Here is a 25,863-nt window from a genome sequence, read left to right on the forward strand (position 1 = left end):
CTTAACGAGAAGCGGACTTCTTTTTTGTTATCATTTTCTTTACATACAGCTTTTCTATTTCGATATACAACTGCGCTAATTGAATATAAGAATGATAATTACTCGGTTTCTTTATAATGAATGAATATCTTTCCATAAAATTAACAGGTTGCACTTTTAATTTATTCGTATTTATTTGCATTTCATTCAAACTATGAACAGGTTGTTCATTTAGCCAATAGACAACCGATAACAAGTGAGCTGCAAAAAGAATCATTGGTCCCTCAGCCTCTTGCTTATTTCTATTTCGAAACAGTATAGCAATGTCTTCATGCTTATTTTTCCATACATTCAACATCACTGGAATGCTGTTTTCAATTTCCTTCCATGGCTCATACTGTCTTTCAATATCAAATATAAAGTAAGTATTTTGTATTATCTCTTCAAAAGAATTGTCTGTATGATACTTAATTAAATTTACACTTTCTTTAAAAAATGGTAAACAGTGAAATTCTTTCGGTATTTCTATAACTCGTTCCATCCTTTATTTCACCTTCATTCGCTTCTTTCCTTCACGACATACTTCTAACAGTCTGCATTCCTCACATTGCGGTCGTTGTGCTTTACAATGATAACGTCCAAAGAAAATCATACGATGATGTGTAACTCCCCACTCATCCATTGGTACTTTCTTCATTAATGTTTTTTCTACTTCTAACACAGAGTCTTTCCATCTACACATAGCTAATCGTTTACTCACTCGCTCCACATGTGTATCAACAGCAATTGCCGGAATTCCAAACGCTACGGAAACTACAACATTCGCTGTTTTCCTTCCTACACCTGGTAATTTCGTAAGTTCATCTCGATCGTTCGGTACTTCTCCATTATAGTCATCTAATAACATTCGGCATAATTTTTGAATGTTTTTTGCTTTATTTCTATACAATCCGATAGAGCGTATATCTTGTTGTAATTCTTCTAGAGAAACACTTAAATAATCTTCTGGTGTTTTATATTTTTGAAATAAATTTCTTGTCACTTTATTTACAAGTACATCCGTACATTGTGCAGATAACGCCACCGCGATTACAAGTTCAAATGGATTATCATGAACCAATTCACAATGTGCTTCTGGATACATATCCGCCATTGTGTCTAAACAATAACGGATTTGCGTTTTGTTAAGCATATTTTTCCTCCTATATTACTGCTCCAACCAATTATAAAAAGGCACTTTTCCAGTAAATTTCGTCTCTTGTTTTGTCATTTGTTGTGCCCTTTGTTGATTCGCTCTAAATTTTTGACCTTGATTTTGAGCCTGATCTACCGTTTTAATTCCATTCTTTTTCCACTCAAATAAAATACGATCAATATATCGGAAATTTAGTTTTCCACTCATTACAGCTTCTCTAAGAGCCGCTTGAATTAAATTTGGATGATGTTGATCTTGGTCCTCCCACATCCCTAACGTTTCACATTCGAACGGCGAAAGTGGTCTTCCAAATTCTTTTTCAAATACTGTATATAAATTTACTTGTAGCTGTTTTTTTTCTTTTTGCTCTTCCTCTATTGATTCATCCATTAAGAAATGTAATATTTTTTCCCATAACGGTTGTAAAGAATAACTTTCGCACATCATCGCTTCTGATCTTTGTCCACCTTCTAGTGATAAAAAACCTTTTTGAATCAACGTCTGAATTACTTCCATACATTTCATTTCCGTTATCGTCATCCGTTCAGAAATCTCTGAAGGAGTCGGAAACGAATTACCTGATTCTAAAAATGTGTGTACATGAAGTACAACCATAAATTCCGTCTCATTTAAACCTAATTTTTTATAATGCATCATAAGTAATTTTGGAATTGCAATGCTTCCCTGCTCAAACCACTGTAACATCATTTTCTTTTTCATCACCAAACACCTCGCTCTCTAGTATAACACACCTTTAGCTATTTCTTTTTGCCACAATCCGTCAAAAAAACCTCCCCATTAATAGGGAGGTTTTTTATATTACATGAATGAAATATAAAATTAAGCTTGCACTTTACTTTTCATAAATGTATGGATGCGCTCTAATGCTTTCTCTACTTGTTCAAGAGATGTCGCATATGATAAACGAACATTATTTGGAGCACCAAATCCTGTACCTGGTACAAGAGCCACTTTTTCCTCTTCTAATAGAGCTTTTGCCCAATCATCAACTGTTGCATATCCTGATAAAGCTACAGCTTCTTTTACGTTAGGGAATAAGTAAAATGCCCCTTGCGGTTTAATACAAGTAAAGCCAGGGATTTGAATTAATTTATCATAAATGATGTTTAATCTCTCTTCAAAGGCTTGACGCATTGTTTCCACAGGTTCTTGTGAGCCTGCATATGCCGCAATTGCGCCGTATTGAGCGATTGAAGTAGGGTTTGACGTACTATGACTCGCTAAATTCGTCATTGCTTTAATAAGCTGCTTATTTCCTGCAGCATATCCAATACGCCATCCTGTCATAGAATGAGATTTAGATACACCATTAATAATAAGTGTTTGTTCTTTTAATGCATTAGAAAGCTGGGCAATTGAAGTATATTCTACGCCACCATAAATTAATTTTTCATAAATTTCATCAGAAACGATTAAAATATCATGTTCTAAACATACTTCTCCAAGCTGTTGTAATTCTTCTTTGCTATAAATCATTCCTGTTGGATTGCTCGGTGAATTAATAATAACTGCTTTCGTTTTCTCTGTAATTGCCTCACGCAGCTGCTTTGCTGTAATTTTGTACTCATTGTCTTCTAAACCTTCTACATAAACCGGCTTACCGCCAGCAAGCTTTACTTGCTCTGGATAGCTTACCCAGTAAGGAGTTGGGATGATAACTTCATCTCCCTCATCAAGTAATACTTGGAATAATGTATATAATGCATGCTTTGCACCATTACATACAATAATTTCAGATGGATCATACGCAATACCTTGATCGCGAGTAAATTTCTTCACAATTTCTTGTTTTAACGATTGTAATCCACCTGTTGGTGTATACTTCGTATGCCCTTCTAACATCGCTTTATGTGCAGCATCCATAATATGCTCTGGTGTATTAAAGTCAGGTTCCCCTGCCCCTAATCCAATTACATCATGACCCTCTGCTTTTAATGCTTGTGCCTTTGCTGTAATTTCTAAAGTTGAAGACGGTGTTAAAGCAGCTACTCGCTTTGCTAATTTCATTTGTAGTTCCCCCTACATCTATTTTTCAATGCTATATCGTCTTAAAAATTTTCCATCTTTAAATTCAAGATAGTAATAACTATAACGATTGTCATCATCAATATATGTAACTTCCCATAGTGGTACATCATTTTCAAAGCCTAATTTCACTTTCATAATCTCTTTCGGCTTACTTTTTGATTCCTTACTTTCATTGCCGACTTGCTCTATTGTTCTTTGTATAGCCTCTTTTTCAGAAATACCTTCGCTCTTTTTCCTTACTACAGTATCCCCTTTTTTCTCAGGCACCCAAACGATAAGTTGTTCTCCCTTTTCATCTGTACCTTGCACGACTATATATGCAGATTTTCCGTTGTAATAATCAACAGATTTCACCTTTGTAAGCTTTGCTTTTTCTTTAGCAATTTCTACAAATTTCGACTCTTTTGGAATTTTCTTTCCCATCGCTTTATTATAAACATACGCCCCATATATTCCGCTAGCAACGATAACAATAATGATTGCAAAGATCCACTTTTTCATTGTATCACTACGTTCTGTAAATCGTAAATACAGCTGTTTCTTTATCTTTTTCGTCTAATGCTAGTCCGAACATGAGGTCCTGCTCTTTTAACGTACGATTTAAACTATCAACAATTTTATACAAATCCGACGAATATTTAATACGCGTCGTTGATAGTACTTCGATTTTCTTATCCATGAAAAAACTCCTCCGTTACACAAAAATTTCTAATTATAGAAGAACGCAATGCGGTTACAATAAGAGTACATTCTTTACAACCCCTGCTTCATCACCCATCTATTATAGCAGGACATGTACAGCAAAAAAAGGTTTCAAGTCGAAAACCAACACATTTTGTATACAAGAAGTAAGAAAAATAAAATTCCTCCTACCCACATTTTTTACGCCTGAAGTTTATAAGTACTTCAGGCGTATTTTTCTTCCATTTTTATTCATTTGATGGTTCTTCTAATTGTACTAACAATTCTTCTAATGGTCCTTCATAAAGAGGTACGTTAGGAATCGATTGTAGAAATCGTTTTCCATAGGAAGAACTCGTCAAACGACGATCTAACACTACTACCGTTCCTGTATCTGTATTCGTTCGAATTAAGCGGCCGAATCCTTGTTTGAAACGTAATATTGCTTGTGGGAGCGCTAATTTAGCGAATACATCTTCACCTTGATTTTTTAGCCACTCACCTTTCGCTTCCATCATCGGCTGATGAGGAGGTGTAAATGGTAGACGGACTATAACAAGACAACTTAAGGCATCTCCAGGAATATCTATTCCTTCCCAGAAACTGCTCGTCCCTAATAAAATTGATTTGTCGAACTCTTGAAACTTTCGAATTAAGCGGCTTCGACTTCTATTATTCACACTTTGGGTGAGTAATAAATAACCCTCTAATTCATCATTATTTTTTAAATTCGCATACGCTTCTTTTAACATTTCATACGAAGTGAATAAAACGAGCATTCTGCCTTTTGTGGCTTTCGCTATCTTTGCAATATGTTCCGATATAGATTCAATATATCGCTCATTACTTACTTGCTTAATAAAAGGTACATCCGTTGACACCATTAATTTCATCTGTTCATCATAACGAAATGGCGACGGAACCTTTAAAGTATTTGGAGCGAAATCATGTAAACCAAGTTCCTCTTTTATATAATCAAACGTATCGTTAACTGTTAGTGTTGCGGATGTAAAAATAACACTCTTTTTTTCTGTTAAAAATTCATCAGCAAATCTTTCACCAATATGAACAGGCTGTGCATATAGAACTGTTGAATGAATCGTCCCTTTCGTTTCAGTCTCCATCCAAGTTACATACGAATTCTTTTCTAATACGAGTAACTGTAATGATTCTGCCATCTTTCTCAGCAACTCAATTAAATGCATAAATTCACCTGTTACAACATGCATCTCCCATTCTAACTTACTTTGCAATATATCCACTTGCTTCTCAAGAGCAGTTACTACCCTTCTTAATTCATATATAAAACGATTTGTTAATTCGACGATACTATCCCACAACTTACCTTTTTCTAGTTCTGCGTTATACCTATAGATGAGCGGCATATTATTCGTTCCTTGCTCTTGCTTTGTTTGTTTAAATATAAAAGTACGTAACATTTGGAAGAGTTCATCCGCATCAAACTTAAGTTCCTTCAAACTATAACTTATCATACGGAAAGTTGAACGAGATGCTTGCTCTGATTTTTTCATCATTTTATATACTTTGGAGAGTACATCTTCTGTTTCTAGTGTCCCAAGACGAGATATAACCAATTGAAAATACATACAAGAGAACTGTTCACCCAATGTTCTACTCGCGGCTTCTTCAATATGGTGAGCTTCATCAAAAATAATATGTTCGCATGAAGCAAACAACGGTTCTTCACTTGAAAAATCTTGAAATAATAACGCATGATTTGTAATAACGATATCTGCAAATAAAGCTTTATTCTTCGCTCGCTGGTAAAAACAACGACTAAACCAATTACTTTGCATACCGCCTGGACTATACGCATCGCTACAAATACGATTCCAAAGTAACTTTCCGCCCTCAGGAATATTTAATTCGTCTCGATCACCTGTTTCAGTTTGCAATAGCCAAACTAAAATCTTCGCCTTTGTAAGTGCCATATCATAATTTTTTTCTTCCTCTTGCAAAGCATACTCAAATTTATGTAAGCATAAATAATGCTTTCTTCCTTTTAGAAGAGCTACCTCAAATGAAAATGGCATTATTTTTTGTAATAACGGAATTTCTTTTTCTAATATTTGTTGTTGGAGTTGTACCGTTTGTGTACTTATAATGACAGGTTCTTCTTTTCTCTTTGCAAAATAAAGACTAGGAAGCAAATAAGCGAGAGTCTTTCCTGTTCCTGTACCGGCTTCAATTAGTGAAAAACGAGAATCTCTTAACGCCGTATATATCTCTTTCATCATCAGTTGTTGACTTTCTCTTCTTTCAAACTTTGGCATATGTGATTCCAATTTATCCATCGTTTTATTCAAGAAAGCATCAAACTTTGATGAACACGTTTCTCCAAGGTTTAAGGAATAGTTCCGCTTTTTCAGCGCAATATTTCGATGTATTTCATACTCCGCTATATCTTCTTTACCGTGCATTACTTTCTTTAAAATATTTTCAGAAAGCACATCAGCTATATCGCTTTGGAACACATCACTTAATTCATAAAGCGATTGCAACGTGACAAGTGGTAACTTTTCAATTTCATTTAAAAATTGTAAAAATAATTCCGCTGTTGCAAGAGCATCACTATCCGCACGATGTGGTTGATCGTGCTCTAGTTCATGCTTCTTAGCTAAATCACGTAATTTATAACTATCGGCTGTCGGCAAAAGAATTTGAGCCAATTCAACCGTGTCGATTTTCGGACAATGTATTTCTGTATATCCAGCTTGCCTTAATTCTTCATTTAAAAAATTCCAATCAAAGTGAACATTATGCGCAACGAAAGCCGCACCTTGTAATAGCTCAACAATCATCGGGGCTACATCTTGAAATAACGGGGCTTGTTTTACAAGACTTTCATCAATCCCTGTTAATTCTGTAATAAATGGTGGGATCTCTCTCTTTGGATTAACAAAAGACGAAAAAATCTCCAATATCTCTCCATCTTCTACTACAACAGCTGCAATTTGGGTAATTTTATCCTTCCCATCTTTCCAGGAGTTCCCTGTCGTCTCTAAATCAACAACGACATAACGCTTACTCATATATGTAACACCTCAATTTCTTACCTTTCAAACAACAATAATTTATATAATGTTACTATACCACGTTTTATCTCATCTTAATGAAAAGATGCACAAAAAAGCTATCTCCGCAATGGAGATAGCCTTTCTACTTATAATATCGTACCCGCTTTTTCAGCACCTAACATTTCAATAATTTGATTATTATCGTCTAGTACTGCAATTTTTGGTTCTTGTGTATGAATCTCTTCTTCCGTAACTAGCCCATAACAAATAATAATTACTTTGTCCCCTGGTTGTACAAGTCTTGCCGCAGCACCGTTTAAACAAACAACACCACTACCGCGTTCCCCTTTAATAACGTATGTCTCTAAGCGAGCACCATTATTATTATTTACAATTTGGACTTTTTCGTTTTCTACAATATTTACTGCATCCATTAAGTCTTCATCAATTGTAATACTACCTACATAATTTAAATTTGCCTCCGTTACAGTTGCACGATGTAACTTTGCTCTCATCATTGTGCGAAACATAGATGCTCCCCCTTATTTAACCGTTAATGTTATATTGTCAATTAATCTTACATTTTCAAACTTAACTGCAATAGCTAAAATGATTCTTCCTTCGACTTTCTCTACCATTGTTAATGACGGATATGCATATAAATCCGCATAATCTACAGTGCCTTTCGTATGCGTCTCAATATAATCTTTCACAAGATTTGTAATGATTTCCGGATTACGTTCACCTGCCTCAATTCTTTCTTTCGCTATACATAGGCTGCGGTATAAATGAAGAGCTTCTTCACGTTCATCTTGTGATAGGTACACGTTACGAGAACTTTTCGCTAAACCATCTTCTTCCCTTACAATATCAACTGGTACGATTGTAACTGGAATATTGAAATCAGTTACAAATCCTTCAATTACTGCAACTTGTTGAGCATCTTTCATACCGAAATAAGCACGCGTTGGCACCGTAATATTAAATAGTTTCATCAGTACAGTTGCAACACCAGCGAAATGACCAGGTCTTTGTTGACCGCATAATACGTCCGTGCGCTTCACAACTTCTACTGTTGTTGTTTGTTCTGCTGGATACATTTCTTCTACACTCGGATAAAATAAATAATCTACACCGTTTTCTTTTGCTACATTTTCATCTCTATCAATATCACGAGGATATCGATCTAAATCTTCATTTGGGCCGAATTGTAGCGGGTTTACAAATACACTTAAAACTACAATTTTATTTTCTTCTCTTGCCTTACGTAATAAAGTAGCATGGCCTTCATGTAAATAACCCATTGTTGGAACAAAACCAATACTCTTTCCACTTGCACGAAGTTCGCTTGTAATTTGCTGCATCTCTTGCACTGTAGTTACGATTTTCATTATTGTTTTCCTCCGTATAACGCTAAGCATTCTTCCTCTTTCATTGTGAACGAATGTTTTTCTTCAGGAAATTGCCTTGTCTTTACTTCAGTAACATATTGTGAAATCCCACGCACAATCTCCTCTTGAACAGACGTATATTGCTTCACAAATTTCGGAACACGATTTACGCCGTATGAGATAAGATCATGATAAACAAGCACTTGTCCATCTACTTTTTGTCCTGCACCAATCCCAATTGTTGGTATTGTTAGTTGCTCTGAAATAAGTTCTGCTAACTGCATTGGTACACATTCTAACACAAGCGCTATTGCACCAGCTTCTTCACATTTCTTTGCATCTTCTATTAATTTTTTTGCACTCTCCGCATCTTTTCCTTGCACTTTATATCCACCCAACACTCCTACCGATTGAGGGGTTAAACCTAAATGCGCTACAACAGGAATTCCTGCGTTCGTCAAATATTGAATCGTCGATATAACTTCTCCAGCACCTTCTACCTTCAGTGCGTGTGCCCCGCTCTCTTGAACGATGCGACGTGCATTCACCATCGTTTCTTGTAATGATACGTGATACGACATAAATGGCATATCAGTTACAATAAACGTCTCTTTCGCTCCACGGCGTACAGCTTTCGTATGATGAATCATATCCTCTACTGTTACAGGTACTGTTGAATCGTATCCGAGTACAACCATTCCAAGAGAATCTCCAACTAGAATCATATCAACTTCAGCTTCTTCTGCTAATTTAGCAGATGGATAATCATACGCCGTTAGCATTGTAATCGGCTCACCTTGCTCTTTCATCTTCAAAAAATCTGTTTTTGTTTTCAAAAACTACTCCTCCTTTATGCAGGAGAGAGGAGATGGCCGAAATCATATAAAAAACCCCTCTGACCATAAAAGGGCAGAAGGGTTGTGTGTTAGTCGGCATTATTCATCCCTCTGTCCCAGTCCGTTATTGGATCAAGGCAGAATCCAAGTTATTATTTTTCGTATGACTTCGAATCATGGTGCAGTTCGCTCTGATACTGCCCACATTCGAACTAATTATAGCAAACTACAAAAAGGAATTACTACATTTTTTTGAAAAAATAATTTTTTATTCTTATTACGGTATATGAAATTTAACACGAGAGTATATATGCTATACAGTTTTTATGGAGAATTCTATCCTGAAAAGATACATGTTTTTTCAACGCATGCTAAAAAAGTCCAAGTTAATTTTTTCTGTAATCCATTTAACTGTATAGTATAACTCTTAAACTAATGATGCAGGTTAATTGAGGAAAGTACTTAACAAAGGAGAATTGCAGATGTCTATGAACAGGTGGTTATTTCGATTCAGCAGTTTGCTTGTAATGATTGTATGGTGGATGTCTTTAGGATCCTCCCATGTATTTGCCTCAGTTACTGTCGTAACACCCCCCACCGATTTAACGAAAGTGATTGAGGTTGAACTAAATGATGATTACTTTAATCCAAATGTTATCACGATTCCGCTTGCAGGATCAACAACATTACTATTGAAAAATAAAGGTAAAAACGAGCACACCTTTACAGTGAAAAAACTCGGCATTGACGTCGTAATCGAGTCAGGAAAAGAAAAGAATATTACCGTGAAACCTAAAAATACTGGTACATATGAATTAATATGTCGATACCATCTTCTTAAAGGAATGGCAGGCAAAGTAATCGTCAAATAACATGCCCTGCCAATTAGGCGGAAGATATTTTGAAATGAACTTTAAATATGAAAAAAATTTATTATCATGTTACAAATTCAACTCAAAACTATTGAAATAAAAAGAAGTTCCAAAAGAGGAACTTCTTTTACTTAATTTCAATATCTGCAGAATGAATATGATGTACTTTCCCCTCATGATCCTCCAGAAGTAATACACCATCCTCTGTGATTCCTTTTGCTAACCCCGTAATTGTCTCTCTCATCGTTCGAGCGGTAATTTCTTTCCCGATGCTCACAGCGTAACTTTCCCAAAGAATTTTAATGACAGAGAAACCATTTTGTAAATACTCTTCATATAATTTTTCTAGTTGTAAATAGATTTGTTGCATAAGTTCTGCACGAACAATCGGCTTACCTGATTCAATCGCTAATGAAGTAGCAATGTGCTGAATTTCTTCATCAAAATGTTCTTGCTTTTGATTCGCATTAATACCGATGCCCATAATGACAGCATTAATTTTATCAGGATCCGCTTGCATTTCTGTTAATATACCTACAGCCTTTTTACCTTGAATTAAAATATCATTTGGCCATTTTATTCCTACGTTTACACCCGTGCATTTTTCAATTGCCTGTGCAACACTAACGGCCGCTAACAAAGTAAGTTGCGGTGCATGATGAACTGGGATTGATGGGCGTAAAATAATACTCATCCAAATCCCTGTTCCTTTTGGTGAATGCCATTTTCTGCTTAAACGACCTCTTCCCGCTGTTTGTTCTTCTGCTACAACGACTGTTCCTTCTTCTGCACCTTCATAAGCAAGTTTTGCTGCAATGTGCTGCGTTGATTCAACAGTTTCTTCAAAATACACTGTTCTACCAATCCGCTTCGTTTGTAGCCCTAACTGAATTTCATTAGCGGTCACTTTGTCTGGCTTACTTGCAATTCGGTAACCTAATCGACGCACAGCTTCAAGTTCATATCCCTCACTCCGCAGATCCTCCATATGTTTCCACACAGCAGTTCTTGAACAACCAAGTTTATCACTAATTGTTTGGCCGGATACAAACTCGCCATCCGCTTCAGAAAAAACTTGCAATAACTGCTTTCTTATAGTAGATTGCATCCTTGTAGCCACTCCCTTATACGCTCTTTCTCATTAACTACGTTTCCTTGTACGATTGCTTCTTCGATTTTCTGAAGCATCTCAGCAACCCACGGACCAGGCTTTTTGTTTGCCCAGTTTAATAAATCATTACCAGTCACATTCATTTCTTGACGCTCCTGGATTGGCAATGCATGAAACATTGATTGTACTCGTTCAACAGATGTAGGGTCATAGCGTTCAATCATCGCTTCATATACTCTCTCTGCCATTTCAGCGATATGAATTCCCGTTTTATAAAGAAGGACTGTATCCCAATCCTTCTCCTTTCTAGTACGGATTGTCAATAAAACTCCAACAATATCTTTTATTTTTTTATTCGAAAACTTCCATTGACGTAAAAAGACAGATGGATGTTCTTCTCCGATACAATATAAGAAAAATGCCCACGCCTCAATATCCGTTTCGAAAGAATCCCATTTATACTGCGTAGCTTTTAACAGTCTCTCTTCTGACATTTGTAAATATGGCAAATGAGAAAATAGCTTCGTCTCTACTAATTCTTTGAGACCTTTCACACAATATGTACCAGTTAACAGTTTCTCAAACTCTACTGTAATACGCTCAATTGCTATATGTTCTAGCAAATGCCCATACGTTTCAATCGCTTGCTTCGTTTTCATTTCTAATGAAAAACCTAACGTGCTTACAAACCGAATACCACGCATCATTCGCAGGGCATCTTCTTGAAAACGATCCGCAGCATTTCCAACTGTCACAATTTCTCTCTGTTGAATGGCTTCCTGTCCAGCAAATAAATCGACCATTTTGCCTTCTTCTGTCATAGCAATTGCATTCATCGTGAAATCACGACGTTTTAAATCCTCTTCTAATGAACGAACAAATTGAACACTACTAGGTCTTCGAAAATCTTCATATTCGCTTTCTGTTCGAAAAGTAGTTACCTCATAGGGCTCACCATTTTCTACAACAATTACAGTTCCATGCTCAAGACCAACAGGAACATTTCTTGGGAATATAGCCATCACTTCTTCTGGTAGAGCAGATGTCGCAATATCAATATCTCCAATCGGCCTATCGATAATAAGATCTCGTACGCTCCCACCAACAAAGTAAGCCTCATGTCCTTGTTGCTTTAATGTCTCAATAATAGAACTAGCTTTTTTAAATCTTTCCATTTTTGTCATCCCTTAGTACGTCATAGTAAATCGTTTCATATTGTGAAACAATTTTTTCTGAGCGAAATTGCTCATAAACACTTTCTCTTGCTCGTTCTCCCATATTACGGTGAAGTTCCTCGTCCTTTAATAGCTGAATAGCTTGATTTGCCACTCCTGTTGTATCGCCAACTTCACATAAATATCCTGTTTCCCCGTGTTGAATAACCTCTGGAATACCTCCAACCCGTGTTCCGATACAAGGTACACCACACGCCATTGCTTCTAATAAAACAAGACCAAAACTTTCCTTCTCTGATAGAAGCAACATTAAATCACTCATCGCAAGTAGTTCTGCAACATTATCTTGCTTCCCTAGGAATAAAACGCGATCTTCAATATGTAAATTCTTCACTATCTGTAAAATCGTACAGAATTCTGGTCCGTCTCCAACAAGAAGCAACTTCGCATCTACTTCTTTAACAATTTTAGCAAATGCCTGAACAACATCCTGCACACGTTTCACTTTACGGAAATTCGAAATATGAATAAGTACTTTTTCACTCTCACTTATACCATATTCTTTCTTTAATTGAGACATATTACGCTTGAAATATACACGTTCGTCTATAAAGTTATATACCGTTTGAATTTCTTTACTTGGTTTTACAAGCTCATGTGTTTCGTTAATTAATGAATGCGAGACAGCAGTAACAACATCCGATTGCTCAATACCAAAACGAATTAAATTATTTAACGAAGGGTCGGAACCTAACACAGTAATATCTGTTCCATGTAAGGTTGTAACAATTTTAATACGCTCTCCGATCATTTGTTTTGCTAAATATGCACAAATTGCATGTGGTATTGCGTAATGCACATGTAAAATGTCTAAGTTTTCTCTTTGTGCAACCTCGGCCATTTTACTTGCTAACGCTAAATCGTATGGTGGATATTGAAATACAGAGTATTGATTTACCGTCACTTCATGAAAATAAATGTTTGGATATACTTTATTTAACCGGAATGGTAAACCCGATGTAATAAAGTGAATTTCATGCCCACGTTCCGCCAATTGCTTTCCTAATTCTGTTCCAACAACTCCAGAACCACCTACAGAAGGATAACATGTAATACCTATTTTTAATTTCATTTACATCCCCCTAATAAATCAGCATGTAATAAAACCGGTTTCTTACTCATAAATCCCTCGGCATACAAGACTCCAACTTCTTTTCCAAACATCTTCTCACGAGCAATCACAGTTTCAACGTAACCTTCTGTTAACGGTGTCTTAACACCATCACTCCCTGTTGAAAACTGACTTTCATACGCTTCTAATGCTTCCACCTTTATAGAGAGGTACTCACTTATATCTATACAAAAATTCGGTTTATGAAAACCATTAATCATATAATTATAAAAAGACTCCACACGATGTGGTGAAAGTTCCGGCATATATTTACGGATTCCTGCTGAAAAAATAGCCTCTTCCACAAGCTTTGCACAATTTGCATGATCTGGATGGCGATCTTCATAGTACGGCGCAAAAACTAGTTTTGGTTTATATGTACGGATCACCTTGACAATTTCACGTATATACTCTTCTTTCATATACAAACCACGGTCTGGCATCGCTAAATTCAGCCTCGTTTTTACTCCCATTATACGAGCTGCGACCTTCGCTTCTTCTTTTCTCAACTCTATCGTTCCATTTGAAGAAAGATCAGCTTCTGTTAAATCACAAATACCTACTTCATACCCTTGCTTTGTATATTTAGCGATGGTACCAGCCATGCCGATTTCAACATCATCGGCATGAGCACCAAACGCTAATATATGTAATCCACTCATAATTGTTCCCCTCATTTTCTTAACTTACGATAATCTAAATCTCCTCGCTCTAATGCGTGCATTAACATTTCAGCACTTGCCATATTCGTTGCAAGTGGAATCGCATATACATCACATAAACGAAGTAATGCATTCACATCCGGTTCATGCGGCTGTGCTGTTAATGGATCGCGGAAGAAAATCACCATATCTAAATCGTTCTTTGCAATCATTGCACCAATTTCTTGATCTCCACCAAGAGGGCCAGATTGATATCTTGTTACAACTAATCCAGTCGCTTCCATAATGCGAAGCCCTGTCGTTCCTGTTGCAAATAATTCATGTTGTTCAAAAATTGGTTTATATGCGTATGCAAACGAAACCATATCATTTTTCTTTTTGTCATGTGCGATTAAGGCAATTTTCATCCGTTGTCTCCCCTTTAGTCGATAATATTTTCTAAACCGTACACAAGATGATCAAGGTTCATTACTGTCTCAATTGATAGTTTTACACCTGACATAAATGATGCACGATTGAATGAATCATGACGAACTGTTAACATTTGTCCATCTCCACCAAACATTACTTCTTGGTGTGCAATAAGCCCTGGCAAACGTACACTATGAATGTGAATACCGTCTACATTTGCACCTCGTGCACCTGCTAGTTGCTCTACTTCATTTGGATGACCTTGCTGCTTTGATTCACGATTTTGGCGAATTAACTCTACCGTTTTTACAGCTGTACCAGATGGTGCGTCTAATTTTTGATCATGATGTAATTCAATTACCTCAACATCTTGGAAATATTTCGCTGCCATTTGTGAGAATTTCATCATAAGAACTGCACCAATTGCAAAGTTTGGAGCAATAATTGTTCCTACTGCTTTTTCTTTTGCATTCTCTGTTAAACGTGTCAATTCTTCTTCTGTAAATCCAGTTGTACCAATAACCGAACGAAGTCCACGCTCAACTGCAAGTGTAACGTGTTGTTTCCCCACTTCTGGTGTTGTTAAATCTAACAACACATCTGCTTCTACTTCATCTAAACAAGTATGTAAATCAGCGTAAATCGGCGCATGTAATGCTGGCATGCCAGGTAAATCAGAAATCTTCTCACCACCATGCTTATAATCCACTGCTGCTACTAAATTAAAATGTTCCGTTCTTTCCATAAGAAGGACTGCTTCATGTCCCATACGTCCTCTTGGTCCGGCGATAATTACTTTAATTTCTTTCATTATTCTTTCTCTCCCTCATCAATACGTGTCCAGCGATCTTTATCACGTGTATTAAATTTATTCATTACAATGTTATGTGCTGTCTCTAAATCAATATTTAAACTATTTGCCATACAAATCATAACAAATAATACATCTCCAAGCTCTTCTTCAATACTTCTTTCTTTTTCAGTTGTTTTCTTCGGTTTCTCACCATAATAATGATTTACCTCTCTTGCAAGCTCTCCCATTTCTTCCGTTAAACGAGCCATCATTGCAAGCGGACTGAAATAACCTTCTTTAAACTGACCAATATATGCATCTACTTCTTTCTGCATATCTTTCATCGTTTTTGCTTCCATACTATTCACCTCTAATCCTTCCTCTTTCATGTTAGCCAATTCATCGCGATTTGACAAATATTATTCCCCGCCAAACACCTATTTGCGACCCATTTTTGGATAGACTATAATAAAGTGAAACTTCTTTTGTGATTTTTTTGCAAAAGATTAGTTGAACTAATCGGGTTCCTACGGCTGGTTTGCCTTTCTTCAGAGGTTTATCTCCTACCAGCCGTTGGTACGGGGTAAAGTGAAACTTCTTTTGCGATTTTTGCAAAAGATCAGCCCACACCAATCGGGTTCCTACGGCTGGTTTGCCCCTCTTCTTTGCTTCATCTCCTATCAGCCTTTAGAGCGGGATAAAGTGAAACTTTCTTTTGCACTTTTCACAAAAAATCAGCCCACATCAATCAGGTTCTTACTATTTTCACTAGCAACTAGAAATTACTTATTATTATGTTTTACCGTTTCAGCGGAGCAATGCAATCATTACATAATTAGGGGGATTTCTATATGACATCAAAATTGAAGATGCGAAATATTATTTTTATTTTAATTGGTTCCGCTATATTTTCTTTCGGTATTGTCAATATCAATATTGAAAACCACCTTGCAGAGGGTGGGTTTACTGGTATTACACTATTATTGTATTTTTTATTTAAGTTTGATCCTTCCTACTCAAACTTAATTTTAAATATCCCTATATTTTTTATTGGCTGGAGGTTACTTGGCAGAACGACATTTTTATATACATTAATTGGAACCTTTAGCGTATCTTTATTTCTATGGATTTTCCAGCGTTACGAAGTACTCAACTTACATTTAAACTTGCAAAATGATATGACACTCGCAGCTTTATTCGCCGGGGCATTTATCGGTATCGGCCTTGGAATAATATTTAAATATGGCGGGACTACTGGCGGTGTAGATATTATCGCACGACTAGCGCACAAATATGTTGGCTGGAGTATGGGGAAAACAATGTTTATGTTTGATGCTGTCGTTATCGTCGTCTCTATTCTTACCTATTTATCATACCGTGAGGGCATGTATACGCTAGTTGCTGTTTTTATCGGTGCTAAAGTCATTGATTTTATGCAAGAAGGAGCTTATGCTGCCAAAGGAGCGACTATTATCTCAGAGAAAAACGATGAAATTGCTGCTAAAATTTTATCTGAAATGGAGCGCGGAGCAACCTTTTTAAAAGCTGTTGGATCGTATACAAAAGTGGAACGTAATGTATTGTATTGCGTTGTTGCTAAAAATGAAATCGTGAAATTAAAGAATATCATTACTTCTGTAGATCCTCATGCTTTTGTCGCTGTAAGTGATGTACATGATGTAGTTGGTGAAGGGTTTACGTTAGATGAAAATAAAAACCCTTTACATAATTAAATATAACTAGAAAAGCGCCTTAGCTTTTCTAGTTTTTTGTTACAAGTCTTTTAAGCTTCTCAAAATCCTCATGAATAAGCTCCAATAAACTCCGATTATAAAAAATGGAAGCTGGATGAAAAGTCGGAAAAACATGATATTCTTTCTCTGACCATGTAAACTCTGCACTTTGCATATCCTTTAATTTTTGAATGGGCTGTTTTAATAATTGCCCGTGTACATCTGTGATTTTTTTATTTTTTCCTGTTAAACGTTGAAGACCGATATTTCCAAGCGTGACGATAAGCTTCGGATGTATTTTCTCTAATTCATAATCTAACAAAGGCGCATGGGCAACTATTTCTCCCTGATTTGGCGTTCTATTATACTTTTTTTGTATGATTTCACCATTTCGTTCTTTTTTCTCTCGCCATTTATAAGGTCTACTCCGAACAGCGCTCGTAATATATACTTCTTCCCTTGTAACGTGAATACGCTCTAAAAAAACCATTAATTGTTTTCCCGCCCTCCCGCTAAACGGAATCCCATTATGAATTTCTGTTTCACCAGGTGCTTCTCCTAACAACATAAATTTGGGATTTTCAGGACCTTGTCCACTTAAAAAACCTTCTAGTTGATAAGGAGCACTACGCTTTTGCACTTGTTTTACTAAATGGTCTGGATATTTCATTTCCCCCACCACCTTTCCGCATTACTTCTATTATTTCTATTTGCAATACATTATATAATTCAATCCACACAACAAAAAAAGACTATCAAAATTGATAGTCTTTAGTCGTCGCTACGCTGCATACCAGTATACATTAATACGAGACGTAATAATTCAAATACAGCTACAGCTGCAGCTGCTACATATGTTAATGCTGCCGCATTTAATACTTTACGAGCTTGCCCATATTCATCTGTTGATACAATACCTAACGCTTCAATTTGTTGCATTGCGCGCTTTGACGCATCAAACTCAACTGGCAATGTAACGAGCTGGAACACAACACCTGCTGCCATTAAAATGATACCTAATAACAATAGTTTTGACATTGTCGCAAATATACCAATCATAATAAATACCCATGATATATTCGATCCAAAATTAGCCACAGGAACTAACGAATGACGAATACGCATAAAGTTATAATCTTGTGCATCTTGAATTGCGTGTCCTACTTCGTGTGCTGCAACTGCTGTACCAGCAACTGAATGTCCATAATAGTTATCTGTTGATAATCGAACCGTCTTAGCGGTTGGATCATAATGGTCTGATAAATGACCTGGTGTTTCTTCTACAGCTACGTTGTATAATCCATTTTCATCTAAAATTTTTCGAGCCACTTCCGCTCCTGTCATACCTGATGTTGAATAAACTTGTGAATACTTGCTATAGGCACTACGTACTCTTGACTGTGCATACAACGGTATGATCATTATGATCGCGAAGTAAATTAAATAAAACATCATGAACCTCCATTGAAGTTTTAATTATAGTACTTCTCATTCTATTTTCTTCTGCCACTATTGTCAATGAATAAACCTTACAATCCATATCTTTATTTATTGCATTATCTATTTTTAGAATGTACATTACTTTTTCTTTTTTCTCTCTCTCCTTTATACTTTCTCCATCCAACATAAGTTAATGTGAATAAAATAAGTCCCCCAGTAATTGTCATAAACCAAATGAGAGAGGGTGCAATTTCATCTTTTTTTACTGTGTGAAATATCTTTTGCAAATCCCCTTTAATAATCCCTAATTGCATTTGGCCGCCTTTCGTTTTTAACATAACGTTACGAAATTCATCTAAATAAGATAAATGAACATTTACACGCTGGACCTCGTTTTCTGGCAAAGCAATCATTAAGCTTGGATAAATAATATTGAATTCATTTAAAAACGTATTTAACGTTTGTTGAAACTGCCCAGCATCTTCTTTTTCCATCGCTTTTTCCATTTGAGAAAAGGCATCCATTACTTTCCTTTCTCTTTCCATCCAAAGTGGTTGATATTTCGATACTTGTGCATCAACAGCAAGTTGTAATGCCAGCACATTATCAATTTTAGCTTGCTTACCTAAACCTTCTTCAGAGAGCGATTGTTGCGCCTTATCGTAAGCTAAAGAAATAACTCTAACTTGATCTGGTGTTACTTCCTGCTTCTTTTCATTCCCCTTTATTAAAAACTGCTCCGAGAAATGTTGTAATACTTGTACCGCTTTTTCATCTTCATTACGCTTCACTAACTGTAACGAGTCGTCTAACAACCCTGTTAGCTCATTCCACTCTTCAGCATATATACGTAACGGAAACATTATAATTAGAAATGCTATCAATCCAATTAATGTTCTCTTCATCCCGGTCCCCCCTTAACTACTAGTACAAAATATGTTAATTTGGACAAGAATAGAACAGAACTAGACCGAAAAATATATTATCGTTTTACAAAGAAAAAAATTCTCTTTAAGCAGAGAATTTTTTCTGTGACATCCTTTTCTTTTTTACGAGATATCTATATAAGCTGTAACAAAGTATACTCCCACCTAAAATGAATAATAAAATAGCACACGCAGCATGCATAAAGAACTCTTCTGGTAACATTAATATAATTGGATCCTTTTCAGGATCAAAAACCCAATAATCATTACTAAATAAAAGTTTATGGAATAATACAAAACTCTTTTCAAAATTAATAGCAATTGGTAACATAAGCGCTATCGGAAAAATGATTGTTAAAATCGATCCGTGCAGTAAAAACTTTTCATTTTTCTTTTTTAATAAATAAATTCCGCCTATCACTGCAATCATAATTGTCGCATACATCACATATTGAATCTTTACTAAAATATTTTTAACATCTACAAAATGAATACGGCCATTTGTGGACATATCTAATGTGGGCAAATGTAATGCTCCGTCATAAAACGGGGATAAATATGTAATAAGCACATCGTAATTTCTTTTAATTTCATCCTTCGTCATATCCGCTAAATCAGGAATATTTAAAAAATCAATTTCAAAATAATACAACCATTTTCCATACACAACTGCCGTTGTTGCGAGTGCAAAAATAGAAAATGCTATGCTATATGAAACAACTAAAGTAATCAATCGATCCAATATTTTTGTACCACTCTTATTTTTCTCCATGTTCTCCCCCTAAATGTTCTAACCATCATAAAGAAAATTGTTTTCTTTGCTCACGTAAGCAACAATAATATGTAATACATAGTACAGCAATACTTAACCAAAACGTAAAATAACCAATTTCCTCTACAAACAAATGCATAATTCCATATCGCGGCATTTGCCAAAATAAATAATCAATTGCATCGTTATGCAACGTCCACACAGCTGCTACTATAAAATGCCATTTTTTTATACGATAGAATGGAGCATATAAAAATCCTTGTATTGCCATCGCGAAGTGCGAAAGCATTAACATGTAGCCCATAAAGCCTATAGGCCCTTTTACGTAAATCATAATCGCGTTTACAACAACAGCCCAAATACCATATTTTATTAAAGTTACAATCGCTAACGCTTCTATTAATCCCCAGTTTCTCTTTGCCAAAAAAGCAATTAAAACAAAGACAAAAAAGAGAGTCGCCATAGGACTATCTGGTACAAACGGCCAAAATATAGGTGACGTTTCTTTCAATTGATTTCCGTACCATATAAATCCATAAATTGTACCTAATAAATTAACAATTAATAAAAATAATAATACCGAGCGTTGTCTTAACATTGCATACAAGTACACCAATCCGTATGTCCAACACCTTTCAAGCAAAGTAATTCATTCACTAAATCCTACTCTATTATAACAAACTTCATCCAACTAAATAGAAAAGCTGACTACAAATTTTGTAGTCAGCTTTTTTATTATTTTTTATTATACTTTGCAACGAATTCCGAAAGCTTCTTCAGTTCCTCATCCGTACCTTTAAATACACCTTTAGGCATTGAACCTTTTCCCTCTTTCGCAATTTTAGCAATTTCTTCTGGCTTTAAAGTTAAGTTTTGCAGTGCCGGTGCTGCTGCCCCGCCTTGTAAATTGTCACCATGACATGTTAAACAAGTATTTTTTTGCATTAATTTATAGCCATCATCATTTTTATCAACTGGCGCTGTTTTTACAATTGCTCCTTGTTTTTTTGCAGCTTCCCAGTCGTGGTGTGCTACAGATTCCCAAGTTAAAAAGATAATCGATGCAATTGCTAAAAGCATAAATCCAGTTGCCACAGGACGCTTCAATGGACGTCTTTCTGGACCTCGATCAAGAAATGGAGCTAACAGTAATGCTCCAAACGCAATCCCTGGCATAATAAATGCTCCAATTACAGTAAATGAACCGGAAGCATACGAATACTTTAATAACTGATACAAGAATAAGAAATACCAATCTGGAAGTGGTATATATCCAGCATCTGTTGGGTCCGCCATTCTCTCAAGCGGCGACGGATGCGCCACTGTTAAACATAAATAACCGATTAAAAAAACTGCACCAACCATCCATTCTTTTAACAAGAAGTTCGGCCAAAATGCTTCTGTTTTCCCTGGGTATTCAGAATAGTCTTTTGGAATATTTGGTTTCCGAGCTACTGGTACCCGAGAATCTCCTACAAACTTCATCCCTTTGCCGCGATGCATAATCTCCCTCCTTTAGTTCTTTCCCCTTTAATTTAGCAATCTCTTATAGTGGACCGGAAATACCTTGTTTGCGAATCATGATGAAGTGGAAGGCCATTAAACCTAGAAGTGCTGCTGGTAAGAAGAAGACGTGAATAGCAAAGAAGCGAGTTAATGTTTGAGCGCCAACAATTTCGGAATGACCAGCGAGTAATGTTTTAATATAAGGACCAATGAGCGGTGTTTGCTCTGCAATTTGAATCCCTACTTTTGTAGCAAATAAAGCTTTCATATCCCACGGTAATAAATATCCGGTAAAACCAAGACCTAACATAACAAAGAAAATAAGAACACCAACAATCCAGTTTAACTCACGGGGCTTTTTATACGCACCTTGGAAGAAAACTCTGAGTGTATGTAAAAACATCATTACAATTACGAGACTAGCACCCCAGTGGTGCATACCACGAACAATTTGCCCATAAGCAACTTCATTTTGTAAATAGTAAACTGATTCCCAAGCATTTTTAATATCAGGCACATAATACATCGTCAAAAACATTCCAGATAAAATTTGAATTACAGTAACGAAAAAGGTAAGTCCTCCAAAGCAATAGACGAATGCAGAAAAGTGATGTGCCGGGTTTACATGTTCAGGTACTTCATGATCAGCGATATCACGCCATATTGGTGTAATATCTAATCTTTCATCCACCCAATCATAAATTTTATTTAACATCTACTTTGCACCCCCTCTTGGCTTCGCTTTTCCTAGATACAGCGTTCCATCTTTCACTTTAGACTCGTACACATCAAGCGGAGCAAGGGGTGGCGTACCTTTAATGTTCATCCCATCTTTTGTATAACGACCCCCGTGACATGGGCAAAAGAATTGATTCGGATGTGCTTTGTCCGAATTCCAGTTAACTGTACATCCTAAATGTTTACATACTGGAGAGAACGCAACAATGTCTCCGCTTTCATCTTTATGAACCCAAGCTGATTTTGGTTCTTCAGACTTGTACCAACCATCAACCTGCTTCACTTTAAAATCGAAACGCTTCGGCTCTGTTGTAATATCCTTTACTTGCGCAACAGCAACCATATCCGTTCCCGCTTCTTTTCTTAACACCGGATCAAGCGCAAATCGCGTCATCGGCATTAAAATACCGGCAGCCATAAAGCCTCCTACCCCTGTGAGTGTGTAATTTAAAAATTGTCTTCTTGACACGCGATGTTCTTTCTCGCTCACGAAAATTTCCCCCCTCTATCAGAAATTGTCCCCTCGTGATAAATTATATAAAAAATAAAAACTAGGACACTATCATGATATAATACGCTCATGCACAGGTCAATATCATACTACTCATAATAATAGGAACTTTCTGTTTATTATGAGTTTCCCCATTTCTCTTCCAACATCACCATTATATTTTTTATATGTGCATGAATAACTTCTCTTTTTGCTTGATCACTAAATTGTTCTAATGCTAATGAAGGAAACCAAAACAAATCTCCCTGTAACTCTTGCATATCCTCTTTCCATGAAAAATCACTTGTAACATAAGCAATATGCTTAAAACCTTCACTTCGTAAATGATTTGTCCATTCTTGCAAACGACCTTTTTCATTCTTTTGACTTTCTACCAAATACGTAAACGCAGGCAGTAAAAGCACTCTTCCCTTATACTCTCTTTCCAATTCCGTGCTCAACAATTCGATAAATTCACCTTGTTCTACAACCATTTTCATTTCTTTTGCTGCCGAAATTGATAACAGCGGTATTACTCCTGTATCAACATACTCTCTTGCTTGCTCAAACTGTTCCACATCTTTTACAATCCACTTCAAATTCCTTCCCTCCTTCACTTACAAATGACAGAACTTTCACTTTATATATATTAAACCATACTAAAAGAGGTAAAAAAAGAAAAACTACCCAATATAGGTAGTTTTTCTTGATGAAAGTCTGAAATTTGTAAAAATTTATTAATCCAAATAAATTCTATAAAGTTTTTAACTCTGCCGTTAATCTATGAAACGCTTCCTTATCTTGCTTATCTAACGCTTCATCAATTTGTTTCAAAAGGCGTTCTCTCCTAAACGAAAATACACTTTCTTCCAAAAACCTTTCTGCAAGTAAACGATCTTTTTCATTTACTTCAATATGCTTTGGTAGATATGGGTTTTCTTCTAATACAGCTACATAATTCGCATTTTGAAACGATGATTTAAAGTTGAGTTGAATATAAATATCCTCATCTCGATTTAAACGAATATCATGAAACGATTTTTCAGCATCTGTTGTCATAACATTTTGTTTAAAAAAGTGAAACGGTGTGTCTTTCACACAATTCGCTGACATCACTAAGCCACGCGGACAATATTTTGCATGCTCTACGAAGTGGACTTTATGCATCAATTGGTCGTGACTCATTAAATAATTCAGAATCCATACACATTCACGCTGTTTCAGTTGGTAATTATTCAAAAACCATTTTACAAAATCCTTCTTCTCGTTTACAGAAACAGGGGTATTCATAGCAATTAAGTCCCTCCTCTGTCTTTCTCTTTTCTTTTTAGATTCAAGAAGCGGCATTCAGTTTCCTTCCAACTTATGAAAAATCCTCTAAATTATATAACAACTCTTCAATATGAATTTGTGTCGGGTCTAGTTGTAATAACTGGGTAAATACTTCTTTCGCCTCTTTTCGTTTTCCTTCTTCCAATAAGAAATAACCGTACTCTTCTAAGAAGTCTGGATGATTCTTAAAAGAAGTATATGCACTTTCATAGTGTTTTAATGCATCCGAATACATTTCTAATTGTTTTTTTGCATACGCAAGATCCCAAAGTAGTTGTGTATCTGGTTCTCCACTATCAATAGCACGCTCTACAATTGCAATTAACTCTTCGTACTTTTCTTGTTCTTTTAAGATATATGCATATTTTAATGTTGCACCTAAATGCCCTGGATCTAACTCAAGCGCTTTTTGAAGAACTTCCTCTGCTTCTACTATTTTTCCTAATTTCGCCGCAATGTTCGCTAACTCTACATAAAATGGAACTGAAAGCTCATCTACTTTAATTCCTTCATGAAGCGTTTCATAGCTTTCTTGAAGCATTCCTTCTTTTTCATAGCTTTTCGCTAAATACATGTACAGTGATGCGTACTCAGGGTCTAATTCTTTTAATTCTTGCCAAGCACCAATTGCTCTCTGATATTCTTCACCTTGGTATAATGTGAAGGCATATCCAAATAATGAGTGAATATCTTTTTGTTCCTCTAGGCCTGCTTCATAATAAGAAATCGCTTCTTCCCAGTTTCCGATCGCGCTTAACGTTTCTGCGAGGCGAAGTGCGATCACAACACCACCCATTACTTTATGTTCCGCTAATAGCGATTCATAATAAGTAATTGCCTTTTGTTCTTCACCTTTACTACTATATAATTCTGCTAACCCAAACGTAATAACAGGTTCATCAGGCATCATTTCTTTCGCCTTTAATAGTTTTTGCTCTGCTACATCATCAAAACCTTGCATTTGGAATAAATCTGCAACAAGTAATAACGATTGAACATATAAATCGTCATTTTCTGGAATATCATGAAGCACTTCAATCGCTTCATCTTCTTTATCTAGATCAATATATAATTCTGCTAAAAATACAGTGAATTCACTTTCTTCTGGATACAGTAAACGTAAGTCTTCAGTAATTGCTAATGCCTCATCTGTAAATCCAAGTGTATGATAGTAACGAGCGATATCATACTTCTCTTCATCATTCGCAATTTTTAATTGTTCTTTTAATAATTGTAATCCTTTTTCTGCTTCACCATTTTCAATATATGAAACAGCTTGTTCAAACTTTTGCATAAACGTCTCCTTTAATTCTAAAAAATATTCTCTTCTGTTCATTTATCATAAGCAACTCACTGTTAGAACGCAACCTTTAGAATGAGCATGCTTCTTCTTATACTTCTTCCTACAGAGTAGTTAATTGTTCAAAAGGTTCGGATATGACACCGATACCTTATCATCATCTTCTATTGTACCGCTTTCTTTTATGACCGTGCAAATAACTTCTCTCACTAATTATCAAGCCATACAAACCGTGGTTTACAGAATAACTTAATTAGCAGTC

General features: G+C 36.0%; 30 protein-coding genes. 2 read left to right on the forward strand and 28 right to left on the reverse strand.

Annotated features, from left to right (window positions below; translation table 11 throughout):
- Position 1: 1 nt before the first annotated feature.
- The 10 genes from ACTFR3_RS08860 to panB form a co-directional block, all read right to left on the reverse strand.
- Positions 2-520 carry a YpoC family protein gene (locus ACTFR3_RS08860; RefSeq protein ID WP_000442652.1) on the reverse strand — a complete coding sequence of 173 codons (519 nt, stop codon included), beginning with the start codon at positions 518-520 and terminating at the stop codon, positions 2-4.
- 3 nt (positions 521-523) lie between these two features.
- The gene (gene nth, locus ACTFR3_RS08865; protein ID WP_000933034.1) at positions 524-1,171 is read right to left on the reverse strand and encodes an endonuclease III; all 648 of its coding nucleotides are present in this window, start codon (positions 1,169-1,171) and stop codon (positions 524-526) included.
- Between the two features lie 15 nt (positions 1,172-1,186).
- The gene (dnaD, locus tag ACTFR3_RS08870; protein ID WP_000728552.1) at positions 1,187-1,894 is read right to left on the reverse strand and encodes a DNA replication protein DnaD; all 708 of its coding nucleotides are present in this window, start codon (positions 1,892-1,894) and stop codon (positions 1,187-1,189) included.
- A gap of 120 nt (positions 1,895-2,014) precedes the next feature.
- Positions 2,015-3,202: an aspartate transaminase AspB gene (aspB, locus tag ACTFR3_RS08875; RefSeq protein WP_000761571.1), complete on the reverse strand. Its 1,188-nt coding sequence runs from the start codon at positions 3,200-3,202 to the stop codon at positions 2,015-2,017.
- Positions 3,203-3,220: 18 nt separating this feature from the next.
- Positions 3,221-3,724, reverse strand: coding sequence for a cell wall elongation regulator TseB-like domain-containing protein (locus ACTFR3_RS08880; RefSeq protein WP_000758739.1), 504 nt, complete (start codon positions 3,722-3,724; stop codon positions 3,221-3,223).
- Positions 3,725-3,731: 7 nt separating this feature from the next.
- Positions 3,732-3,902, reverse strand: coding sequence for a YpmA family protein (locus ACTFR3_RS08885; RefSeq protein ID WP_000358352.1), 171 nt, complete (start codon positions 3,900-3,902; stop codon positions 3,732-3,734).
- A gap of 250 nt (positions 3,903-4,152) precedes the next feature.
- Entirely contained in the window at positions 4,153-6,957 is a 2,805-nt protein-coding gene (gene dinG, locus ACTFR3_RS08890) for an ATP-dependent DNA helicase DinG (RefSeq protein WP_000044960.1), read from the reverse strand.
- Positions 6,958-7,088: 131 nt separating this feature from the next.
- Entirely contained in the window at positions 7,089-7,472 is a 384-nt protein-coding gene (panD, locus tag ACTFR3_RS08895; protein WP_000490184.1) for an aspartate 1-decarboxylase, read from the reverse strand.
- A 12-nt stretch (positions 7,473-7,484) separates the two neighbouring features.
- Positions 7,485-8,333, reverse strand: a complete 849-nt coding sequence (gene panC / locus ACTFR3_RS08900) for a pantoate--beta-alanine ligase (protein ID WP_000707029.1) — start codon at positions 8,331-8,333, stop codon at positions 7,485-7,487.
- A complete protein-coding gene (gene panB, locus ACTFR3_RS08905) occupies positions 8,333-9,169 on the reverse strand; it encodes a 3-methyl-2-oxobutanoate hydroxymethyltransferase (protein WP_000851108.1) in 837 nt (278 codons plus the stop codon). Before panB ends, panC begins: the two co-directional genes overlap by 1 nt.
- Positions 9,170-9,651: 482 nt before the next feature.
- Between panB and ACTFR3_RS08910 the strand changes: the two genes are divergently transcribed.
- Positions 9,652-10,041, forward strand: coding sequence for a cupredoxin domain-containing protein (locus tag ACTFR3_RS08910; protein WP_000062387.1), 390 nt, complete (start codon positions 9,652-9,654; stop codon positions 10,039-10,041).
- 127 nt (positions 10,042-10,168) lie between these two features.
- Here ACTFR3_RS08910 and ACTFR3_RS08915 read toward each other — a convergent pair whose 3' ends face one another.
- Genes ACTFR3_RS08915 through ACTFR3_RS08945 form a run of 7 tightly spaced genes read right to left on the reverse strand, consistent with a single transcriptional unit; the run spans position 10,169 to position 15,723 of the window.
- Positions 10,169-11,149, reverse strand: coding sequence for a biotin--[acetyl-CoA-carboxylase] ligase (locus tag ACTFR3_RS08915; RefSeq protein ID WP_001192063.1), 981 nt, complete (start codon positions 11,147-11,149; stop codon positions 10,169-10,171).
- Complete coding sequence (locus tag ACTFR3_RS08920; RefSeq protein ID WP_440044364.1) at positions 11,134-12,327, reverse strand: CCA tRNA nucleotidyltransferase; 1,194 nt, start codon at positions 12,325-12,327, stop codon at positions 11,134-11,136. Before ACTFR3_RS08920 ends, ACTFR3_RS08915 begins: the two co-directional genes overlap by 16 nt.
- The gene (bshA, locus tag ACTFR3_RS08925; protein ID WP_000768305.1) at positions 12,314-13,459 is read right to left on the reverse strand and encodes an N-acetyl-alpha-D-glucosaminyl L-malate synthase BshA; all 1,146 of its coding nucleotides are present in this window, start codon (positions 13,457-13,459) and stop codon (positions 12,314-12,316) included. Before bshA ends, ACTFR3_RS08920 begins: the two co-directional genes overlap by 14 nt.
- Positions 13,456-14,160, reverse strand: coding sequence for a bacillithiol biosynthesis deacetylase BshB1 (bshB1, locus tag ACTFR3_RS08930; protein WP_000015673.1), 705 nt, complete (start codon positions 14,158-14,160; stop codon positions 13,456-13,458). The genes bshA and bshB1 overlap by 4 nt, the downstream gene beginning before the upstream one ends.
- Before the next feature lie 11 nt (positions 14,161-14,171).
- Positions 14,172-14,567 (reverse strand): methylglyoxal synthase, encoded by a 396-nt coding sequence (gene mgsA, locus ACTFR3_RS08935; protein ID WP_000684765.1) that lies wholly within the window; start codon positions 14,565-14,567, stop codon positions 14,172-14,174.
- 14 nt (positions 14,568-14,581) lie between these two features.
- A complete protein-coding gene (gene dapB / locus ACTFR3_RS08940; protein WP_000658813.1) occupies positions 14,582-15,382 on the reverse strand; it encodes a dihydrodipicolinate reductase in 801 nt (266 codons plus the stop codon).
- Positions 15,382-15,723, reverse strand: a complete 342-nt coding sequence (locus ACTFR3_RS08945) for a nucleotide pyrophosphohydrolase (protein ID WP_002108639.1) — start codon at positions 15,721-15,723, stop codon at positions 15,382-15,384. The genes dapB and ACTFR3_RS08945 overlap by 1 nt, the downstream gene beginning before the upstream one ends.
- A 492-nt stretch (positions 15,724-16,215) precedes the next feature.
- On the opposite strand from ACTFR3_RS08945, the gene ACTFR3_RS08950 reads away from it, so the two are divergent.
- On the forward strand, positions 16,216-17,097 hold the full coding sequence (locus ACTFR3_RS08950) for a YitT family protein (RefSeq protein WP_000202121.1): 882 nt from the start codon (positions 16,216-16,218) through the stop codon (positions 17,095-17,097).
- 28 nt (positions 17,098-17,125) lie between these two features.
- Here ACTFR3_RS08950 and ACTFR3_RS08955 read toward each other — a convergent pair whose 3' ends face one another.
- The 11 genes from ACTFR3_RS08955 to ACTFR3_RS09005 all read right to left on the reverse strand — a co-directional run bounded on the left by ACTFR3_RS08955 (position 17,126) and on the right by ACTFR3_RS09005 (position 25,595).
- Complete coding sequence (locus ACTFR3_RS08955) at positions 17,126-17,767, reverse strand: uracil-DNA glycosylase (protein ID WP_440044365.1); 642 nt, start codon at positions 17,765-17,767, stop codon at positions 17,126-17,128.
- 101 nt (positions 17,768-17,868) lie between these two features.
- Complete coding sequence (locus ACTFR3_RS08960) at positions 17,869-18,552, reverse strand: zinc metallopeptidase (protein WP_011109966.1); 684 nt, start codon at positions 18,550-18,552, stop codon at positions 17,869-17,871.
- Between the two features lie 101 nt (positions 18,553-18,653).
- Positions 18,654-19,442: a sporulation protein YpjB gene (gene ypjB / locus ACTFR3_RS08965; RefSeq protein WP_000831584.1), complete on the reverse strand. Its 789-nt coding sequence runs from the start codon at positions 19,440-19,442 to the stop codon at positions 18,654-18,656.
- A gap of 106 nt (positions 19,443-19,548) precedes the next feature.
- Positions 19,549-20,235: a lipoprotein intramolecular transacylase Lit gene (gene lit, locus ACTFR3_RS08970; protein ID WP_000414378.1), complete on the reverse strand. Its 687-nt coding sequence runs from the start codon at positions 20,233-20,235 to the stop codon at positions 19,549-19,551.
- A gap of 25 nt (positions 20,236-20,260) precedes the next feature.
- Positions 20,261-20,851: a DUF1405 domain-containing protein gene (locus ACTFR3_RS08975; protein ID WP_134266030.1), complete on the reverse strand. Its 591-nt coding sequence runs from the start codon at positions 20,849-20,851 to the stop codon at positions 20,261-20,263.
- Between the two features lie 119 nt (positions 20,852-20,970).
- A complete protein-coding gene (qcrC, locus tag ACTFR3_RS08980) occupies positions 20,971-21,738 on the reverse strand; it encodes a menaquinol-cytochrome c reductase cytochrome b/c subunit (RefSeq protein WP_000554603.1) in 768 nt (255 codons plus the stop codon).
- Positions 21,739-21,781: 43 nt separating this feature from the next.
- On the reverse strand, positions 21,782-22,456 hold the full coding sequence (gene qcrB / locus ACTFR3_RS08985; protein WP_000932700.1) for a menaquinol-cytochrome c reductase cytochrome b subunit: 675 nt from the start codon (positions 22,454-22,456) through the stop codon (positions 21,782-21,784).
- Positions 22,457-22,969 (reverse strand): menaquinol-cytochrome c reductase iron-sulfur subunit, encoded by a 513-nt coding sequence (gene qcrA, locus ACTFR3_RS08990; RefSeq protein WP_001290420.1) that lies wholly within the window; start codon positions 22,967-22,969, stop codon positions 22,457-22,459.
- Positions 22,970-23,109: 140 nt separating this feature from the next.
- Complete coding sequence (locus tag ACTFR3_RS08995) at positions 23,110-23,568, reverse strand: YpiF family protein (RefSeq protein ID WP_000871313.1); 459 nt, start codon at positions 23,566-23,568, stop codon at positions 23,110-23,112.
- Positions 23,569-23,722: 154 nt separating this feature from the next.
- A complete protein-coding gene (locus tag ACTFR3_RS09000) occupies positions 23,723-24,259 on the reverse strand; it encodes a ReoY family proteolytic degradation factor (RefSeq protein WP_001095925.1) in 537 nt (178 codons plus the stop codon).
- A gap of 73 nt (positions 24,260-24,332) precedes the next feature.
- Positions 24,333-25,595: a tetratricopeptide repeat protein gene (locus tag ACTFR3_RS09005; protein WP_001168671.1), complete on the reverse strand. Its 1,263-nt coding sequence runs from the start codon at positions 25,593-25,595 to the stop codon at positions 24,333-24,335.
- Positions 25,596-25,863 lie beyond the last annotated feature (268 nt).

It is taken from the genome of Bacillus cereus group sp. MYBK14-1 (assembly GCF_051916885.1).
Lineage (GTDB): Bacteria > Bacillota > Bacilli > Bacillales > Bacillaceae_G > Bacillus_A > Bacillus_A cereus.

Excerpts from the sequence above, each read along its gene's own strand:
- ACTFR3_RS08860 (WP_000442652.1), bottom strand. The coding sequence starts at position 520 with ATGGAACGAGTTATAGAAATACCGAAAGAATTTCACTGTTTACCATTT.
- nth (WP_000933034.1), bottom strand. The coding sequence starts at position 1,171 with ATGCTTAACAAAACGCAAATCCGTTATTGTTTAGACACAATGGCGGAT.
- dnaD (WP_000728552.1), bottom strand. The coding sequence starts at position 1,894 with ATGAAAAAGAAAATGATGTTACAGTGGTTTGAGCAGGGAAGCATTGCA.
- aspB (WP_000761571.1), bottom strand. The coding sequence starts at position 3,202 with ATGAAATTAGCAAAGCGAGTAGCTGCTTTAACACCGTCTTCAACTTTA.
- ACTFR3_RS08880 (WP_000758739.1), bottom strand. The coding sequence starts at position 3,724 with ATGAAAAAGTGGATCTTTGCAATCATTATTGTTATCGTTGCTAGCGGA.
- ACTFR3_RS08885 (WP_000358352.1), bottom strand. The coding sequence starts at position 3,902 with ATGGATAAGAAAATCGAAGTACTATCAACGACGCGTATTAAATATTCG.
- dinG (WP_000044960.1), bottom strand. The coding sequence starts at position 6,957 with ATGAGTAAGCGTTATGTCGTTGTTGATTTAGAGACGACAGGGAACTCC.
- panD (WP_000490184.1), bottom strand. The coding sequence starts at position 7,472 with ATGTTTCGCACAATGATGAGAGCAAAGTTACATCGTGCAACTGTAACG.
- panC (WP_000707029.1), bottom strand. The coding sequence starts at position 8,333 with ATGAAAATCGTAACTACAGTGCAAGAGATGCAGCAAATTACAAGCGAA.
- ACTFR3_RS08910 (WP_000062387.1), top strand. The coding sequence starts at position 9,652 with ATGTCTATGAACAGGTGGTTATTTCGATTCAGCAGTTTGCTTGTAATG.
- ACTFR3_RS08915 (WP_001192063.1), bottom strand. The coding sequence starts at position 11,149 with ATGCAATCTACTATAAGAAAGCAGTTATTGCAAGTTTTTTCTGAAGCG.
- ACTFR3_RS08920 (WP_440044364.1), bottom strand. The coding sequence starts at position 12,327 with ATGGAAAGATTTAAAAAAGCTAGTTCTATTATTGAGACATTAAAGCAA.
- bshA (WP_000768305.1), bottom strand. The coding sequence starts at position 13,459 with ATGAAATTAAAAATAGGTATTACATGTTATCCTTCTGTAGGTGGTTCT.
- bshB1 (WP_000015673.1), bottom strand. The coding sequence starts at position 14,160 with ATGAGTGGATTACATATATTAGCGTTTGGTGCTCATGCCGATGATGTT.
- mgsA (WP_000684765.1), bottom strand. The coding sequence starts at position 14,567 with ATGAAAATTGCCTTAATCGCACATGACAAAAAGAAAAATGATATGGTT.
- dapB (WP_000658813.1), bottom strand. The coding sequence starts at position 15,382 with ATGAAAGAAATTAAAGTAATTATCGCCGGACCAAGAGGACGTATGGGA.
- ACTFR3_RS08945 (WP_002108639.1), bottom strand. The coding sequence starts at position 15,723 with ATGGAAGCAAAAACGATGAAAGATATGCAGAAAGAAGTAGATGCATAT.
- ACTFR3_RS08950 (WP_000202121.1), top strand. The coding sequence starts at position 16,216 with ATGACATCAAAATTGAAGATGCGAAATATTATTTTTATTTTAATTGGT.
- ACTFR3_RS08955 (WP_440044365.1), bottom strand. The coding sequence starts at position 17,767 with ATGAAATATCCAGACCATTTAGTAAAACAAGTGCAAAAGCGTAGTGCT.
- ACTFR3_RS08960 (WP_011109966.1), bottom strand. The coding sequence starts at position 18,552 with ATGATGTTTTATTTAATTTACTTCGCGATCATAATGATCATACCGTTG.
- ypjB (WP_000831584.1), bottom strand. The coding sequence starts at position 19,442 with ATGAAGAGAACATTAATTGGATTGATAGCATTTCTAATTATAATGTTT.
- lit (WP_000414378.1), bottom strand. The coding sequence starts at position 20,235 with ATGGAGAAAAATAAGAGTGGTACAAAAATATTGGATCGATTGATTACT.
- qcrC (WP_000554603.1), bottom strand. The coding sequence starts at position 21,738 with ATGCATCGCGGCAAAGGGATGAAGTTTGTAGGAGATTCTCGGGTACCA.
- qcrB (WP_000932700.1), bottom strand. The coding sequence starts at position 22,456 with ATGTTAAATAAAATTTATGATTGGGTGGATGAAAGATTAGATATTACA.
- ACTFR3_RS09000 (WP_001095925.1), bottom strand. The coding sequence starts at position 24,259 with ATGAATACCCCTGTTTCTGTAAACGAGAAGAAGGATTTTGTAAAATGG.
- ACTFR3_RS09005 (WP_001168671.1), bottom strand. The coding sequence starts at position 25,595 with ATGCAAAAGTTTGAACAAGCTGTTTCATATATTGAAAATGGTGAAGCA.